Here is a 16,283-nt window from a genome sequence, read left to right as displayed (position 1 = left end):
ACCAGTCGTCATCACGTCCAATCAACAAGGCAGAATGCAATGCGCACCATACAAGCGCTTTTCCTCACGCTGGCGCTCGCAGCGCCCCTGTCGGTCAGCTCCGCCTCTGCCAAGGCGCTCAAAGTGGCCGGACCATGGGAAATCACTGGCATCGAGCCGGCACAGACTGGCTATGTCTTCAGCCGACTTCAGGTCGCTGAGACCCTCGTGACGACCGACAAACAGGGAGCGCTCGTTCCTGGCCTTGCGGAAAAGTGGGCCGTTTCGGATGACGGCCTCACCTGGACTTTCAAGCTCCGCGGCAACGCTGCATTCCATGATGGAACCGCAGTAACCGCCGAGGCTGTCGCTGCCAGCCTCAAGCGGGCGCTGGCGGGAGTCGGTGTCCTGGCTCAGGCTCCGATCGCTGAAATTACGAGCGACGGCAGCGACGTCCGGATACGGTTGACCAAGCCGTTTTCCGCATTGCCCGCCTATCTCGTGCATTTCAGCACGATCATCCTGGCGTCGTCATCCTTCGATGCTGCAGGCAAGGTCACGCAGATCGTGAGTACCGGTCCCTACAAGGTCAAAGCCCTTACGCCGCCGGCACGGCTTGAGTTGCAGGCCTCGGGATCGTGGTGGGGCGGCAAGCCCGGTATCGACGAGGTCAGCTACCTTGCCGTTGGGCAAGGAGAAACCCGCGCGCTGATGGCGGAAAGCGGTGAGGCTGACCTCGTCTTCTCGATGCTCCCAGTTTCGGTTGATCGGCTGAGGGCTAATCCGAAACTGGACGTACGGATCGCCACTATTCCTCGTACCCGGATCCTGAAGGTCAATGCGGCCTCGCCCTTCTTCGACCAGGTCGAGGAGCGGCAGGCGGTCAGCGCCGCCATCGACCGCGTCGGCATCACCAAAGTCATCCTGCGCAATCCCGATCTTACCGCGACCCAGCTTTTCCCACCAGCCATGAAGGGATGGAATGTCGCCACCGTTCGGCCTCTGGAGCGGAATGTCGCAAAGGCAAAGGAGCTCTTGGCGGCCGCCGGTTGGCGGCCAGGGAGCGACGGCATTCTGGAGAAGGACGGCAAGCGCTTTTCCGTGACGATGCTCACCTATGCCAGCTGGCCCGAACTGCCCCCGATTGCCACCGCGCTTCAGGCGCAGCTTCGGCAGGTCGGCATTGAAGCCAAGGTATCCGTCGGCAACAGTTCGGAGATTCCGGCCCGCCACAAGGATGGAACGCTGGAGATGGGGCTGATCTCACGCCTTTATTCAATCGTCCCCGACCCGGTCGGCACCCTGCTGCAGGATTATGGCCCGGGCGGCAGCGATTGGGGTTCCACGGGATGGGACAACAAGGAGATGCAGGGCATCGTCGAAAAGCTCGCGGCGACGAGTGACCCGGACGCTCGTGCGCCGCTCCAGACGCGCGCGATCGAAATCCTGCAACAGGAACTGCCGAGCATTCCCGTCACCTGGTCCGAACTTGCCATCGTTTCCAGCAAGCGCATCACCGGCGTTGAGGTGGATCCGCTCGAAGTGAACTACGGCCTTTCAGCGATCCGATGGGCCGAATGACGGGGGCGGTGATCAAAAACTTTCTCGTGGCACGCCTGCTGCAGGCCGGCCTTGTGGCGATCGTCGTCGGGGCCTTGTGCTTTGTCCTGATGCGCGTGCTGCCGGGTGACCCGGCCATGCGCATTGCGGCGGGACGTTACGGCCCGGACGCACGGATCGCCGATGCGGCGGAAAAGGTTCGGCTTGAGCTCGGGCTCGACCGGCCGATCGCTGTGCAGTTCATCGAATGGCTCGGCAATCTCGCCCAATTCGATCTCGGCCATTCTCTGGTCACGGGAAGCCCCGTGGCCCATGAACTGCAGGTGCAGCTCGGCGCCTCGATCTGGCTTGCGGCTGCAGCTCTTCTGCTGTCGCTGCTGATCGGCCCGATTGTCGGCCTGTTCGGAGGCCTGAAGCCCGGCGGAGCGGCAGATCGGATCGGCCTCATGGGCGCCGTCGTTTTTCGCGCCGTGCCGCCCTTCGTGCTCGGTCTCATCCTCATGCTCGTCTTTTCCCGGCAGCTCGGCTGGTTGCCGCCGGCCGGCTTCGGGTCGCCGCGGGAAATCCTGCTGCCGGCGCTGACGCTGGCGCTCGGGCTTGCGGCCATGTCGAGCCGTGTGACGCGCAACGCCGTCGCAGCCGTGGCCCGAGCCCCCTATTTTGCCTTCGCTCGCTCCAAGGGGCTTCCCGAAGCCGTCGTCGTCAGGCGGCACGGACTGAGAAACGCGGCGATTCCCGTCGTCTCCTATCTCGGCCTGCAGGCGATTTATCTGATCGAAGGAGTCGTGGTGGTGGAATCCCTGTTCGCCTATCCCGGCATCGGCCACGCCTTGGTTCATGCGATCGTCGAACGGGACATCCCGATGGTCCAGGGAACGGCGCTGATGATGGGGCTGATGTTCGTCGCCATTGGCGCGATCGTGGATGGTCTCACCGTCTGGCTCGATCCGCGTGTGGGGAGATCGGCATGAGCATGATCGACCAGGCTTTAGACACGAGACCGACGATGGGAATCGGAGCGGCGCGCATCGCCGGAGGCGGCCTCCTCGTGCTGCTCGCCTGTTTTGCCGTCATAGGCCCTGTCCTCATTCCCACAGACCCTGCTGCGCAGGATTTCGGTGCGAGCCTCGCGCCGATTGGCGGCGAATACCTGCTGGGCTCCGATCATTATGGGCGCAGCCTGCTGGCGCGGTTGGCCCACGGCGCGCGCCTCTCCTTCGGCATGGCCTTCCTGACCATGCTTGCGGCCGCCATACCCGGTGTCCTGCTCGGTCTTCTCGCCGCATGGCGAGGCGGGTGGGCGGAGCGCGCGCTCGAGTTCGTGGCGACCGTTGTCCTTGCCTTGCCTGGACTCATGCTGGTGCTTCTGTTGCTCGCTTTTTCACCGGGTAACTACGGCCCTCTGTTCCTCGGCCTGTCGCTCACCTTGTGGGTGGAATTCTATCGCGTCACCAAGGCGACCACGAGAACGGTGCTGGCCCAGCCGCATATCGAGGCGGCGCGCATGCTCGGATTCGGCTCGCGCTATATCCTCGTGCATTACGTCCTGCCGGTGATCGGACCGATGATCGCCACGCTTTCGGCATTTGCCATGGCGACCGCGATCATCGCCGTATCGACACTGAGTGCAGTCAGCGTCGGCCTCCAGCCGCCCACGCCGGAGCTCGGCAGCATGATCGTCGAGCTACTGCCCTACTACGCGGAGGCGCCCGTGCACGTTTTGCTTCCAGCACTGCTGATCTTTCTGCTCGTTCTCGGCCTGCAACTGCTCGCGCAAGGAGATCGGGCATGAACATCCATGTGTGTTCCGATCTCTCGGTCTCGAACCTGTCCATCCTGTCGCGAGAGGGCAGCATTGTTTCTGGCGTTTCGTTTGATCTGGGTCGGGGGCGGCCATTGACCCTTCTCGGCGAGAGCGGTTCCGGAAAATCTCTGGTTGCTCAGGCGATCATGGGCAATCTGCCGCTGGAACTGCATGCCACAGGCAGCGTGATCTTCGAGGGCTTGGATCTTCTGGGCGAAACGCCCCCCGAGCGGCGCCGTCGTTGGGGCCGAAGCATCTGCCTCCTGCCGCAGGAGCCGTGGCTCGCGCTCGATCCGACTATGCGCGTGGCGCCGCAAGTGGCCGAAATCCATCATTATGTGAAAGGGAAGACGGCTGCCGAGAGCGTGGAAGCCGCCATGGACAATCTTTCTGAAGTGTCGCTGGCGTCAGCTGCGGCGCTCTATCCGTTTCAGATGTCCGGCGGCATGGGGCAACGGGTGGCCATCGCCATGGCGCATGCCGCAAACGCCGAATTGCTGATCGCCGACGAGCCGACCAAGGGTCTCGATGCCGCGCTCAAGGACTCCGTGACGGCCCGCTTGAGGCAGGAAGTGGAGATGGGGCGGTTGCTCTTCACCATCACCCATGATGTTGGGGTGGCAAGAGCGCTCGAAGGGATGATTGGCGTCATGCTGGACGGTCGGCTGGTCGAATATGGTCCGGCCCATAAGCTGCTGGAAGCGCCCGAGCATGGCTATACGAAGGCGCTTCTTGCCGCCGAGCCTTCCCATTGGGAGCAGCGTGCACCGACGCCATCCGGCGAGCCGGTGATTGTTGGTCGCGGACTGGAAAAGAGATACGGTGACAAGGTCCTGTTCTCCGGTCTCGATATTGAGATTGCAGCCGGCGAGATCGTCTCGATCTTCGGCCCGAGTGGCTGCGGCAAGACGACGGTCGGCAATATTCTGCTCGGCCTGGTCGCGCCTGATGCGGGGACAGTGGAGCGAACGCGAGAACTCTCGTTTCTTCGTTTCCAGAAGCTTTACCAGGATCCGCCTGCAGCTTTCGCGCCGCATCAGACGATCCGCAAGGGATTGCGAGATCTGGTCCGCCTGCATGGCAAGGACTGGGCAACCGTCGACTCGCTGTGCCGGCGCCTACGATTGCCGGACGCGTTGCTCGATCGTCTGCCGAGCCAGATTTCCGGCGGTGAGTTGCAGCGCTTCGCGCTGCTGCGAGCTCTGCTGCTCGATCCGGCGTTTCTTTTTGCGGACGAGGCCACCTCCCGGCTGGACCCCGTCAGCCAGAAGGACGTGATCACGTTCCTGCAGGAGATCGTTGCCGAAACCGGCCTCGCGGTTTTGCTGGTAACCCACGACCGGGATGTCGCCCTTAAGGTATCGACACGAACGCTAGGCCTGAGAGAGTGAGCGGTCTCAATCCAGGGAGGGGTCGGTAGGTTTGGATCCGTCCGGTCGTGGTCGTTCCGGGTGGCGATCAAGTGCGGGTTCTGCTGCGGGGCGGCGGGAGCGTCGGGATGCCTCTCAATGATCTGGGGTCGCGAGCGCCTACGAGGCCGGGGATGGCGCCACCGCCGGCCTCGCACTCTCCCGCCGCGCTCGGTTTTGTCACTGTCAAAGCAGCCCTGGCTCGCTGAGAGACGGGTTTTCCTGCCATGCCTCTCGTTGACGCAGGAGCTGATCACTGGTCTGATACAGCGGATGGGGCCCGCATCGGTGAGAAGATCTGCTCGGCGACTGCTGGAGCCGGGCGAGCCGGCTAGCACTGACATTGACATAATCCGCAACAACGTGCCGGCCTTATGCGGCTCTCACGAGCTAGCGAATGGCTGCCCATGGCTGAGCCAATCGGAAGGCTCAGCCTCTCTGCTGCCGCAATTGTCGTTGATCCAGAGCCGCGCGGGAAGTTTCGCAAAACCATCCATCATGCGGTCGGTGTCTTCCCTGAGGTGACTTCTCATGGGACACATTGGCCTGTGGTGTCGGGTTCTCGGTCTTGCCACTTTCGTGATGGCAAATTCGGCTTGGGCCCATCCGCATGTATGGGTGATGGCACGGGCCGAGGTTCTATTCACCCTTGATGGAAAGGTGTCAGGGGTACGGCACGCCTGGACCTTCGATCCGGGGAACTCGACCTTCATGACTCAGGGCCTTGATGCGGACCACGATGGCAAGCTCACCCCGGACGAGCTTCGGGACCTGGCGCGGCAGAACACTCTGTCGCTCACAGAATTCGACTACTTCACCGTTCTTAAGTGGAACGGTCACAAGCAGGAGTTCCAAGAGCCGACAGACTATGGCATGATCTTTGCCGACGACGCTCTGACTCTCACCTTTGTCCTGCCGCTCAAGACCCCAGCGGTTGCCGGTAAGACCGTCTCGCTCGAGATCTACGACCCAACCTATTTCGTCTCAATTGGTATGGCCGCGGAGGATGCCGTCACACTCAAGGGGTCACCCAAGAGCTGTGCCGTCGCGGTGACCGGACCAACGCCTCAGAAACCCTTGACAGCCCAAAAGCCGCAACAGCTTTCGGAAGCCTTCTTTCAGGCTCTGACTTCCGCCGCAGGCTATGGTGAGCAATTTGCCCATCGAGTACGGATCGTATGCCCCTGAGTGGTGTTTCGCTTCCGGCGTCAGATCCTGGACGCCATGTGTTGCCTCGTATCGTTCTTGCCGCGGTGGCGGTCCTTCCCACGGCCGGCTGCTCGACAGCCTGAATAGCGGCGAAACCTTGTTTGCTTGAGGCAACCAGGACGTCATGCTGGAGTGTTTGAGACTGTCATGCATCGGGCGCACTGCGCTGGCGTGAGAGGACGCACTGCAGATCACCAGCGAGCGTGCCATCGACGCCGTCCAAGCTGGTTGCCAGCAAGACGGTCACGCCGCTCGATTAGACCATGTAAGCCTCGTTACGGCTCCTCGCAGATCGGTAGCGGTTGCGGTGCTGGTGCCGGGCGCGCCTTCTCATAGCGGGCGATGATCGGCTCGAGACTCACTGCCGACCAGAATTTCGGCGCCCCGATTTGCTTCAGGCAGGATGCGTTCCAGTAGAGACCGGCGTGCGACAGCGAGCGGCCAGCCCCTGCGACGCGCCCGACGGCATCGATGTCAGCTGATTCAGGATAGATGTAAAGAGTGGCCGGTCTGTTCATCATCGGAACGATCTGCTCGGCATCCGATACAGACCAACTTGTGCAGCCGTTGCTGCGACCGGCGGCGTAGTCGACCAGTTTTCCAACCGGGACATAGCCGTCATTACCGGCGTACGGACTGTCCGGTCTTTTGCGACGGCACGTTGCTCTCAACACATGAGCGGCATGCCCGCCGATCGCCCTCACTCTGGCGCTTGCCGTCTCGCCTTCGCCGTCGAACTGCACGAAGGAGCGCATCAGAACCGCGTCCTTGCCCGTCGAGGTGCGGTAATAACCTTTGAAGGACGTTTTCGTCTCGGCCGTCACATAGGCCCCGCCGGCAGTTAGCAGCGAATCTTGCGCATTGCCAAAGTTCTTCGCGCACTGTCTTCCATTGGAGAAATCTGCAAGACCCTTCAGGATACGACCGCTTCCATGACCGGAAGCCACCGCGCGAAAATACCTCTCAGCCTCACAGATGATGTAGAACCGGCGTCCCAAACGGCCATTGCTCAGATTGGCGGGACGGGTCGCGTCCATGGCGAAGTAGCATGGATTCCTCACCCTGCCCTCGCTCACTTTCCGCAGATAGAGCGCCCGCGCCCTTTGCAGCACCACGGCTGCAATCTGGCCGTCTCCCTCACCGACATGCGTCTCGAGCCACGCTGGAAGATTCGATGTCGGCTGCGCCACAACCGAGTGCTGCAATGCGAGGAGGGCGAGGGCGATGAGACTAAGGCGAGATATCCAGTCATGAGTCAAAAGACAACTCTCCCATTTTAACCCCATCTTCTCGGGGAGGTTTCAAAAACGAGATTACCTGGGGCGAGCATCCGTCGTCGAGTCCACACTGCCGGTGCCGCGCTCATGGCCTCGTGTCCAATCAGCGATTGGTGGACCGCGGCTCAGGCAAGTGCACCGTCGCCATCGGCCCATGAGACCGAGCCCGCTGGTCTGGCCATATCACCATTGGCGAAGATAGGCGCGGTTCACTTGTATGCTTCATGAGGCTGACCCGCAAGAACGAGCCAAGCGGAGAGTTGGTGCAGGGATCCATTCATCCGGTCGAGGTAAGCGAGCGGGATCTGCAATAGCGAGCACCCTGCCATCATGCCCTTCAAACATAACACCACCCGCCGCCACCACATTGGAGAGCATAAGGAGTTGTGGGGCAACGCTATTGTTCGCAGTCTGAGCTCTCATTGAATCTGCCGCTGAACGGGCTTGGTCGCCACCTTCTTGGAATACCCGCTCGCAAGCGGCCCCACAGAACCTCATTGTCACTGGGCATTTTGGCGTGAGACAGGCGATCTAATCATTTCAGTGACTTAGCTTGGGTGCTGAGACGAAAGTTTGGGCACTAAACCTGAGATTCTCGTTAGCTCTGGGCAGTTAACGTGAGATGCGCGCTCACAAACGTTGCTTGAATTTGGAAGGGGTTGAACCCAGCTGGCCAACAAACGGTCGCAGTGTTTAAATCGCGCATCAATGCCAGGAAGATCATCGCGTTAGTCGGAATGGAGGAGGGCAGGGGGAATCCCGAAGCCGTCTTACATGGGCAGACCGTATGTTTATGTTCGTTGCTGGCGGAGGTGGCTCGTCCCAAGCTGTGCGATTGCGAGGGTTGCGCCGGATGGCCCGGTGCCGAGCCTCCCGCACAGGGGACGAGCGATGCTGCAGAATAGCAAAGTGTTTGTCGGTCTGGATACCTCGAAACTGAAGAACTCCGTCGCCGTGGCCGAAGATGGCCGCCAGGGCGAGATCCCCTTCCTCGGCGACATCGACAACACGCCCGAGGCGGTCCGGCGTCTGGTCCACAAGCTGGCGAGCCAGCACAGCGAATTGTTGTTCTGCTACGAGGCGGGTCCGACCGGCTCAACGGCGCCTTTCCTTCGGGCGAATGTCGGGCAGAGAACACTTTTATACGTATTAAACATCTAGTTACTGTGACTTTACTAACACAAAGACACAATTCTGTTAAAAATAAAATTACGTAAACGATTACATCTGCAACAGAGTATTTCCTGCTCAGGGCCATAATGGTAATGGCGCTGCGCGGCCTGCATCGATCCGCAGCACCGTACACTCTGAGGGGTGTCGTTCCTCCCACAACTTGGGCTGCTGGCAACGGCAGCCCTTTTTAACCTGTCTTAGAGTGCGTAGACCAGGTGCGGAAGCGTAATCGGGGCACTTTTGGCCGAGGCTGCGTACCAGCCGGGAGCACAAATGGGCATCTGCGTGCCGTCCTAATAAGGCTCGAAACTCAACAAAAACCTTACCGTGGAGCTCTGGTGAATATGCGGTGCTACTTTCACTTGGCGAGCAGGCACGAGAGCATCCCGGATAGCACTGGGATTGAGGTTGCTGATCTCGTGGAAATGCAGCGTCAAGTGATGCAGACCATAGAGGAATTACGCCAGGGGGTAGGGTTTGACGAGGAAGATTGGCGCGACTGGCAGCTCAACGTTGTAGACGAGGCCGGCAACCTTCTCATGGCAATCCAGCTCGACATGCTGCCCGCCGAGGCCAATCTACACGACGGTGGATCGGCGCGGGTCGTTACGAGAATGCTATGATGAGCGATCGCCGTCGGTATTGCCGACGAGAGTCGGCTCTTCGTGCAACGGCTACCAGCTGCGACGGGGCCACAACCTTTCAGTGCCACGTGCAGAATATCACTGCCGGCGGGGCAAAGCTGACGTTTGCGACCGCTGTCGATCTGCCGCATGAGTTTGAGTTAGAGATCCCGCAATTGGCTCTGAATGTTGAAGCCCGCATGGTATGGCGCGAAGGCGAGGAGTGCGGCGTCACTTTTATTTGGCCGCAGCAGGCTGGATATCGCTGAACCGCGAAATCCTAACATCACAGTCGGCCCACTATTTCTCAGAATAGGTGTTGACGGGCTCGCCGGTGAGCTCGGCGGCGGTTGGTGCCCGACTGGCTTAGGCTGGTAGGGCTCATTATGATCTCAGACATTACCCAGCGAAGACGATGGGAGGGCGCATATCCAGGCTCGATATCGTTGATCGGCTCAAGGCAGCGTCAGAGCACGAGGGCGATCTCCCTCTCGACGAGGGACAGGCCCTCCTCATCGAGACTGTCGAGACAATCGAGTTCCTGCGGTCGCTTCTGGAGCCACTGGAGGAAGTCGTGCCGGAGGACTTGCCGCCCAAGGGCAATGCGCAGGCAGCAAGAGGATCGGCTCCTTCGATCTGAAGGCAGTACCGGGCGTCCTTGTGTAGAGTCATGGATGTTGGTCGTCATCTTGATCTGCCGGGCGCCGCACTTCGAGCCGGGCAATCTTGCTACCAGCGAATGATGCCGGCATTGAGGAAGAGGTAGGTGACGATGACTGCGCCAAAGATGACGAGAAAGGTAGTGACAGCCACTGTGAGCCAGCCAATTCGGGTTTCCCGAGCCAAGCGCTCGTCCACCTCGTGTCGCTTCTGATCTAATGCCATATCCGTCTCATTGTGTCCGTAAATCATTGCTGCCCCGTGAGAGATGGCGCGTCACCGGCAAGGTCCGCCAGGTGCACTCTTGTTTCCAAGTTTAAGACCGCCTCGGACGAGGCCAATGCGGCTCAAGAACGCCGGTGAGTAATGCCGGCCGGCTTATTGCGAGCGATGCTGATCTCTTCAGGCGGCTGAGGTGACGAAGATGTCGTGCCGAAGATCATCTGCCCACAGAGTGCCGCGCCAGCGATCATGACAGCTAAAAAGACGTACGGATACCAGTCGGGAAAAGGGCGATCATGCCCAGTGTAGTCGCTCATCATGAGCCCCTGTGCAGTTTATCGTGCTGGGCTCCAGCCGCTCATCATGAGCGCTCTCACGGAACAGCTTGTAGGCTGACTTTTAAGACATAAGTCGCAAACTGCCAATTCAAAGCCGTGTCAGGGTTAAGGCTGGCGGCTTCAGCTACTGCACTCTGAGAGCAGGCCACGCCGGAGGTATGGCGGGGGATGAGGGGGGCTGTCTCGCTGTTTGTCTGGCGAGGATCTCAGAGGTGCGGTACATCCGTGCCGATACCGGGCTCGCCGACAGCTGCCGATGCAAGGTAGCTGGGGTGAGACTGAGCTGATTAAAGGAAGCTGACAAGCTGCAAAGACGGGGCGCGGCTCCTTGGGGCCTTGTTGCATGGATGAGTGAGTTGGTAACCGCGGCTGGATAGCGTAGAGGCCCATTCGGCTTCTGAGCAAAGATCCCTGTCATGCCCTTCAAGGCTCATGCCGCTCGCCGCCACCGTATTCCGAAGCAGCGGCACCGGGTTACAAATTGGGCCGAGTATGACACGGCCCTGCGCCAGCGGGGGAGCCTCACGGTGTGGTTCACCGAGGAAGCAATCGCAGCCTGGCGTGCCGAGCCCCGCACGACGCGAGGCGGTCAGCCTCACTATTCTGCCCTCGCCATCAGAACGGCCCTGACGTTGCGGGCGGTGTTCCGGTTGGCGCTGCGCCAAACCGAAGGTCTGATCGGCTCGATCCTCCAACTCCTCGGTCTCGATCTGGCGGTGCGGGATCACTCAACCCTGAGCCGCTGGGCCGAAATGCTGGAGATGCCAAGACCCGTTTCTCGCGGCGAGCCTGTTTACCTGCTGGTCGACAGCACAGGATTGCGGCTGTGTGGATCCGGTGAGTGGCTGGCTGAGAAGCACGGCACCCGCAGGCGCCGATCCTGGCGCAAGCTGCACATCGGGGTCGACGCGGAGACCGGCCAGATCCTCGCGACAGAGTTGACGCCCCATGATGTCGACGATGGATCGCAGATCGAACCGTTGCTCGACCAAATCACGGGCTCCCTCGCTTCCCTTACCGGTGATGGGGCTGACGATCAGGCCGGCGTCTACGGCACTGTCGACCAGCGCCATCCTGAGGCCCAGGTGGTTGTTCCACCGCGATCAACTGCGGTGCCGAGCGACATGGCAGAGAGCACGCCGACCCAGCGCGACCGGCACCTCCAAAGCATCGCCGAGCGTGGACGTATGGGCTGGCAGCAGAGGTCCGGGTACACTCGACGGGCCCTGGTGGAGACCTCCATCAGCCGGTTCAAACGCGTGATCGGGGATGCGCTGGGCTCGCGGACGGAACCCCGCCGCGCCACCGAGGTCGCTATCGCGGTTCATGCCCTGAACTGCATGCTTGAGTTTGGACGCCCGAAGTCCATTCGCACTACCTGAACAAATGCATGCGGTGGACTCAGTACGTTCGCCAACTGATCCATGCAACACGGTCCCGGTCCGTGCCCTCCCTGGCCGTGCGGCGCTGTGTTCCGGTGCGAATCTTTGCCGACTGACATGATCCCCCTCCCGGCTTTGTGAAAGCCGATCTGGTCGCCCATGGTGATCCGGGCGCCAGCGGCAGCTTCATCCTGACCTTGGTTCTGACCGATATGGCCTCGGGCTGGACCGAGTGCGCGCCGGTGCTCTTTCGCGCGCAGCAGCTGTTGACAGAAGTTCTCTCCGAGATCCGCAAGCTCCTTCCCTTTGCGCTCCTGCGGTTCGATACGGACAATGACAGCGTCTTCATGAACGAGAGGATGCGGGATTATTGCCTGCATCAGGCGATCGCCTTCACCTGCAGCAGGCCCTGCTGCAAGAACGACCAAACCTTTGTCGAGCAGAAGAACGGAGCCATTGTCCGCCATATTGTCGGCTAGAGCCAGTTCGAGGGCGGCTCGAGCTGGCTCTTACTTAAAAAAATCCCGGCAAAATGGCCCGCGATTAAACACCCCCATCAGACCTCCCCGAAATCCTTCGATTTTCTAGATCATACTGCGAAATTGTGACAGAACCGGACTGCCTCTTGAGATCTCACAGCTGCTCGGGAAGAATTTTTATGCGAGTTCTACTAAGTGATCTTGACCCGCAGAGACAATGGATGAACAATGGGAATGTAAACAGCGGGTATCTGGAAACGATTAGCTTGGAGGCTTAGAATGGCCGAAGACAAGGTTTTCGAGGAACGTGTGAACCCACACAATCTAAAGTATCCAGAGATTGTTACAGAAACTGAAACAGAGGAAAAGAAAGAGTCGACCGAGGAGCAAAAGCTCGTATACGAGACCGGGGCTCCGAAAGGAACTTCGATCATTAAAACAGTGACGTTAACGAAAACAAGAATAAGGACGACGACTCCGTACACAGGTACAGTCTGATCAGTTGTAATAGCTTCGGCCGTAACCTCCCATAAGGCTTCCCAGGTGCGCCCTGCCGAGTCATTTCGCGCTGAGCTCGTCGACAGAATACAGGCAGCCGTCGCAAGCTCCTTCGTCACCATTGTGGCGGGAGATCCCGGGCAAGGCCAAATCGCTGCGGTTCGATTGGTCAGTGAACGCCTCGGACGTGAGTTCCTTTCAACAGATGGCCGCTTGATGACTGGTGGTTACCTTTCGGGTTTCCACGATCTGGTGATCAATTTGCTGCGCTGGTCTGAATTATGTCACCCTTCGCTCGTCTCTAAGCACGAGCAAACGCTCAAACGTATCCTTCCGACGATTGATTCAGCCGCGTTCTCTGTTCCACGTGACCTGACCAATAGCTCAAACTGGGAGGAGCGCACGCGGTTCTATCATCACGAATACCAAATGAAGCTGCTCGTCGGCTTGGCTGAGTTCTTGTGTGAAGCGCTCAGCGCAAGCAGCAGACGCGTCCTCCTGTTGATTAACGACGCGGATCAGATGTCGAGTACATCCCGCCGGTTGATCGATGTCCTTGCTCGGCTCAGACGACGCAGCGACGCTCTTGTGCTGGTGCTCGTAGCGGCTCCATTGAGGCTTGATGTACAGACCGATTCGGTCATCGCTTGGCCAGTCCTGTCACAGGCAGTGTTCGAGGAAGAGCTCGATCTTGCTGACATTCCCAAGCTTCAGCGAGACCACATTTACGCACTGAGCCGCGGCAATCCGAACATCGGCCGTGCGCTGCGAACGTGCTGGAAAGCGGGCATTCTGATCGATCCCCACTCGAGTGCAGAGGTGGCGATCGATTTTTATTTAGCGTCGCAGACCCTCGCACGCCGGGAAGAGCTTGCCCTCGACTACATCGGGGGTGGGCTAACTGGCGATATGATTGCGCGACGTAGTGCAGAGACGCTTCGGACAGAGACGATTGAGAGTTATCGTGTACAGCGGCACGAGACGGCGCTTGCCGCGTTTAGGCGCGGTGAGGGTCCTCTCGTCACGGCCTATGCGCTCGGTCTCCGAGATAAATTTCGTCGAGCGGAAGCGCTGGCCGAACCCTGCGAAGTCCTTATGGGCATTGGCCTCTACGACACCTGGTTTCAATTTTTCTCTCCTCTGTATGCCGATCCCGATCTGAGGTCGTATGGAACGGGAGACGAACCCGTTAACGGACTTTTCATCAACGCGGCCTTCGTTTTATATGCGATGGGCGGTGCGCCGGCCGCGGTCCCGTTTCTGGAGGAGTTCTGCGACCGGTTTCCCCAAAGCCGCTTTCTGCCAACTGCTCTTTACGCCCAGACGATGACGTATGGGCGATATCGTATCCCTGTCGATCTCGGTCGGGCAGAAACCTTTGCGATCAGAAATCTTGAGTTGATCGAGAGCGCCTTCCGAGCGCATCCCAAATACAACTACATTAAGATATTCGCAGAGAATGCCTACGCCTATATCAAAGCGCGTCAGGGTAAGCTCCAGGAAGCCCTTGATATCTGCGACTGCGGCAACCACAAAATGCTTGAGGTCTACGGAGACAGCCAGTTCAAGCTCCATCGCTCCATTCTGATCTACAACACAAGCCAAGTCTATGAACTTTCTGGCGATGACACTCGGGCAGAAACACAACTGAGAGAAGCGATCAACTGCGATCCTTATTATGGTGAATACTACAACGATCTCGCAAATCTTCTGACCAGGACGCCTGGACGGGAGCACGAAGCGCTTGCCGCTTACGCGCAGGCGATTGCACTCTCGCCACCCTACTACGAAGCGCACATGAACCGGGGCTGTCTGCGAGCACAGATGGGTGAGTATGATGGCGCTGTTGCTGACTTCGAACGCGTTCTTGAGATCAAGCCGCAGGAATGGAGGGCGATGCGGGAACTCGGGAACGTACGGCTTCAGGCAGGGGATCCGGCTGCCGCGGTCGTGCTGTATCGGGCTGCTTTAGTGCTCGAGGAGGGTGATGCGGACCTCCACGCCAACATCGGTCTCTGTTATTCGGAGTTGGTGGATCGACAGGCTGCCCTGTATCATTTGCGACGCGCCCTTGAGCTGAATGCGCGTCATGCAGAGGCGCACAACAATTTGGCCGCCGAACTCGCGGCTCTCGGATTGTACGACGAAGCTCTGGAGCACGCAGAGCATGCCGTCGCATACGGCCAGAGCCCTGTGTTCGCCGCAAATCGAGATGCAGTGCGAAAGCTCGCCATGAGCGAAAACAGGCATCGCTAGATAGTTACAATGCGTTAACGCTGAAGCCGGAGGGCATGTGCATCATGGATCGTGGCGATCGAAGGGAACTCCTCGTGGTCTACGATAGCCCAAATCAACAGGGTCGGGTCAACGGCTCGTCCTAGGTTGCTGATCTTGTCACCTTACCGTGACGAATTTTGTGCATATGCTGATCGGTTCACTGCAGTGAGCTCTGGAAATCGTTCTCAGACCAGTTCGAAATTGGCCCAGGAGGCCACAACGGCAAGTCCACCGCCTCAGCGCTGACTGCTCTGAGGCTCGTCCTCTCACCACGACCGGATGGAGCACACGATGCCATTGAAGAACTACGCCGTCCTCAAGGGACGGCCCATCAACAACCGTCTGGCGACGGGCGCCAGTCCCCACTACCAAGTGCTCGTGTCCGAGAACGGCACGCTCCATCGGATCGCGATCAATGTCAGATCGCAGGACGGAAGCGAGGTCGAGTTCCTTGTCCGCTCACGCTTCGAGCATCCGATCAACGACATGCTGACAGAACTGCCGGAGGGGCTTCATCCGATCGCAAGCCGCCCAGGCGGCGTTGCCCTGGACTTTATCCGCGGGAACATTGCTCAACCCTGGGAGTTCAGACCACTTCCTCTCTCGGCGAGCGGACCGGATAATGACCTGAACGAGAAGATCGATGCTTATGTTCAACGCGCTATGTCCGACGAACTGGCGATGATCTATGCCTTCGGGGAGACGTGGGGTCCCGAAAACGATAAGGCCGATAAGTACTTCGGTTTCAAGCCGGGCCGGGGGGTGCACGACATCCATTACAATCAAGGCAATCCGCCGGGACGCTTTGCCGCGCAAAATGGCCCCTGGCAGGATGGCGGTCTCATCTTTGAGTTTCCTGGACAACGGCAATGGACCGCGATCTTTCTGAAGTTCCAGACACAGGCCTGGCATTCGGATGACGCAAGCGGCGATGTCATCGGGCAGCCCGATCCCGATCACCCTAACCTGCCCCATATACCTGTTGATCCCAACCGGATCCCACCATTCGATGTGCCTGATGGGCTGGTTCGCATCATCGCAGCGTACGTGAACGACGTGCGGACTCCGGAGCGCGAGACGGTCACCCTTCTGAACACGGCCGACGTTGCGGTCGACCTGGCCGGATGGCAGATCGCCGACAAACAAAAGAACCGCTTCTCGCTGTCCGGCGCCATCGAAGCCGGTTCGACACGGGTGATCGTGATGGAGGATCCCGTCAAGCTGTCAAACAAGGGCGGGATCATCTCATTGCTCGACGCTCGTGGAATCAAGGTCCATGGCGTGTCCTATACGAAGGAGCAGGCCCGACAACCCGGGCGGACAATCCCGTTCCAGTCATGAGTGAGGCGGCGCGGTAAAGGGCATTCGGGAGGCTCGATTAGGCCTCCCGCAG

General features: G+C 59.6%; 16 protein-coding genes and 1 pseudogene. 14 read left to right on the top strand and 3 right to left on the bottom strand.

Annotated features, from left to right (window positions below):
- Positions 1-39: 39 nt before the first annotated feature.
- The 5 genes from JO965_RS28425 (at position 40) to JO965_RS28405 (ending at position 5,940) form a co-directional block, all read left to right on the top strand.
- On the top strand, positions 40-1,560 hold the full coding sequence (locus JO965_RS28425; protein WP_203445399.1) for an ABC transporter substrate-binding protein: 1,521 nt from the start codon (positions 40-42) through the stop codon (positions 1,558-1,560).
- The gene (locus JO965_RS28420; RefSeq protein ID WP_203445398.1) at positions 1,557-2,510 is read left to right on the top strand and encodes an ABC transporter permease; all 954 of its coding nucleotides are present in this window, start codon (positions 1,557-1,559) and stop codon (positions 2,508-2,510) included. The genes JO965_RS28425 and JO965_RS28420 overlap by 4 nt, the downstream gene beginning before the upstream one ends.
- 2 nt (positions 2,511-2,512) lie before the next feature.
- Entirely contained in the window at positions 2,513-3,331 is an 819-nt protein-coding gene (locus JO965_RS28415) for an ABC transporter permease (RefSeq protein ID WP_371826953.1), read from the top strand.
- A complete protein-coding gene (locus JO965_RS28410; protein WP_203445396.1) occupies positions 3,328-4,734 on the top strand; it encodes an ABC transporter ATP-binding protein in 1,407 nt (468 codons plus the stop codon). Before JO965_RS28415 ends, JO965_RS28410 begins: the two co-directional genes overlap by 4 nt.
- A gap of 549 nt (positions 4,735-5,283) precedes the next feature.
- Positions 5,284-5,940, top strand: a complete 657-nt coding sequence (locus JO965_RS28405; protein ID WP_203445395.1) for a DUF1007 family protein — start codon at positions 5,284-5,286, stop codon at positions 5,938-5,940.
- A gap of 296 nt (positions 5,941-6,236) precedes the next feature.
- Here the strand turns inward: JO965_RS28405 and JO965_RS28400 are convergent, their stop codons facing one another.
- Entirely contained in the window at positions 6,237-7,220 is a 984-nt protein-coding gene (locus JO965_RS28400) for a hypothetical protein (protein WP_371826947.1), read from the bottom strand.
- A 909-nt stretch (positions 7,221-8,129) separates the two neighbouring features.
- Here JO965_RS28400 and JO965_RS28395 point away from each other — a divergent pair.
- The 4 genes from JO965_RS28395 (at position 8,130) to JO965_RS28380 (ending at position 9,674) form a co-directional block, all read left to right on the top strand.
- On the top strand, positions 8,130-8,399 hold the full coding sequence (locus JO965_RS28395) for a hypothetical protein (protein WP_203445393.1): 270 nt from the start codon (positions 8,130-8,132) through the stop codon (positions 8,397-8,399).
- 356 nt (positions 8,400-8,755) lie between these two features.
- Entirely contained in the window at positions 8,756-9,034 is a 279-nt protein-coding gene (locus JO965_RS28390; RefSeq protein ID WP_371826952.1) for a hypothetical protein, read from the top strand.
- Positions 9,031-9,303 carry a PilZ domain-containing protein gene (locus tag JO965_RS28385; RefSeq protein WP_203445391.1) on the top strand — a complete coding sequence of 91 codons (273 nt, stop codon included), beginning with the start codon at positions 9,031-9,033 and terminating at the stop codon, positions 9,301-9,303. The genes JO965_RS28390 and JO965_RS28385 overlap by 4 nt, the downstream gene beginning before the upstream one ends.
- Before the next feature lie 146 nt (positions 9,304-9,449).
- Positions 9,450-9,674, top strand: coding sequence for a hypothetical protein (locus JO965_RS28380; protein ID WP_203445390.1), 225 nt, complete (start codon positions 9,450-9,452; stop codon positions 9,672-9,674).
- Positions 9,675-9,763: 89 nt separating this feature from the next.
- Here the strand turns inward: JO965_RS28380 and JO965_RS28375 are convergent, their stop codons facing one another.
- Both JO965_RS28375 and JO965_RS28370 read right to left on the bottom strand, forming a co-directional pair.
- Positions 9,764-9,919: a hypothetical protein gene (locus tag JO965_RS28375; protein WP_246777039.1), complete on the bottom strand. Its 156-nt coding sequence runs from the start codon at positions 9,917-9,919 to the stop codon at positions 9,764-9,766.
- A gap of 122 nt (positions 9,920-10,041) precedes the next feature.
- On the bottom strand, positions 10,042-10,236 hold the full coding sequence (locus JO965_RS28370; RefSeq protein WP_203445388.1) for a hypothetical protein: 195 nt from the start codon (positions 10,234-10,236) through the stop codon (positions 10,042-10,044).
- 434 nt (positions 10,237-10,670) lie between these two features.
- Between JO965_RS28370 and JO965_RS28365 the strand changes: the two genes are divergently transcribed.
- The 5 genes and pseudogenes from JO965_RS28365 to JO965_RS28345 all read left to right on the top strand — a co-directional run bounded on the left by JO965_RS28365 (position 10,671) and on the right by JO965_RS28345 (position 16,231).
- Positions 10,671-11,636: an IS5 family transposase gene (locus JO965_RS28365; protein WP_203445387.1), complete on the top strand. Its 966-nt coding sequence runs from the start codon at positions 10,671-10,673 to the stop codon at positions 11,634-11,636.
- Positions 11,637-11,710: 74 nt separating this feature from the next.
- Positions 11,711-12,112, top strand: a pseudogene (locus JO965_RS28360) (transposase); the annotation flags it as partial.
- A gap of 282 nt (positions 12,113-12,394) precedes the next feature.
- Entirely contained in the window at positions 12,395-12,613 is a 219-nt protein-coding gene (locus JO965_RS28355; protein ID WP_203445385.1) for a hypothetical protein, read from the top strand.
- A gap of 45 nt (positions 12,614-12,658) precedes the next feature.
- Complete coding sequence (locus JO965_RS28350; RefSeq protein WP_203445384.1) at positions 12,659-14,869, top strand: tetratricopeptide repeat protein; 2,211 nt, start codon at positions 12,659-12,661, stop codon at positions 14,867-14,869.
- 312 nt (positions 14,870-15,181) lie between these two features.
- Positions 15,182-16,231 carry a DUF2278 family protein gene (locus JO965_RS28345; protein ID WP_203445383.1) on the top strand — a complete coding sequence of 350 codons (1,050 nt, stop codon included), beginning with the start codon at positions 15,182-15,184 and terminating at the stop codon, positions 16,229-16,231.
- The last annotated feature ends 52 nt before the right edge of the window (positions 16,232-16,283 follow it).

Origin of the sequence: Microvirga sp. VF16 (assembly GCF_016864375.1) — a bacterium.
GTDB lineage: Bacteria > Pseudomonadota > Alphaproteobacteria > Rhizobiales > Beijerinckiaceae > Microvirga.
Note: the sequence above shows the minus strand (reverse complement) of the source record. Positions and strands in the feature narration are given on the sequence as shown.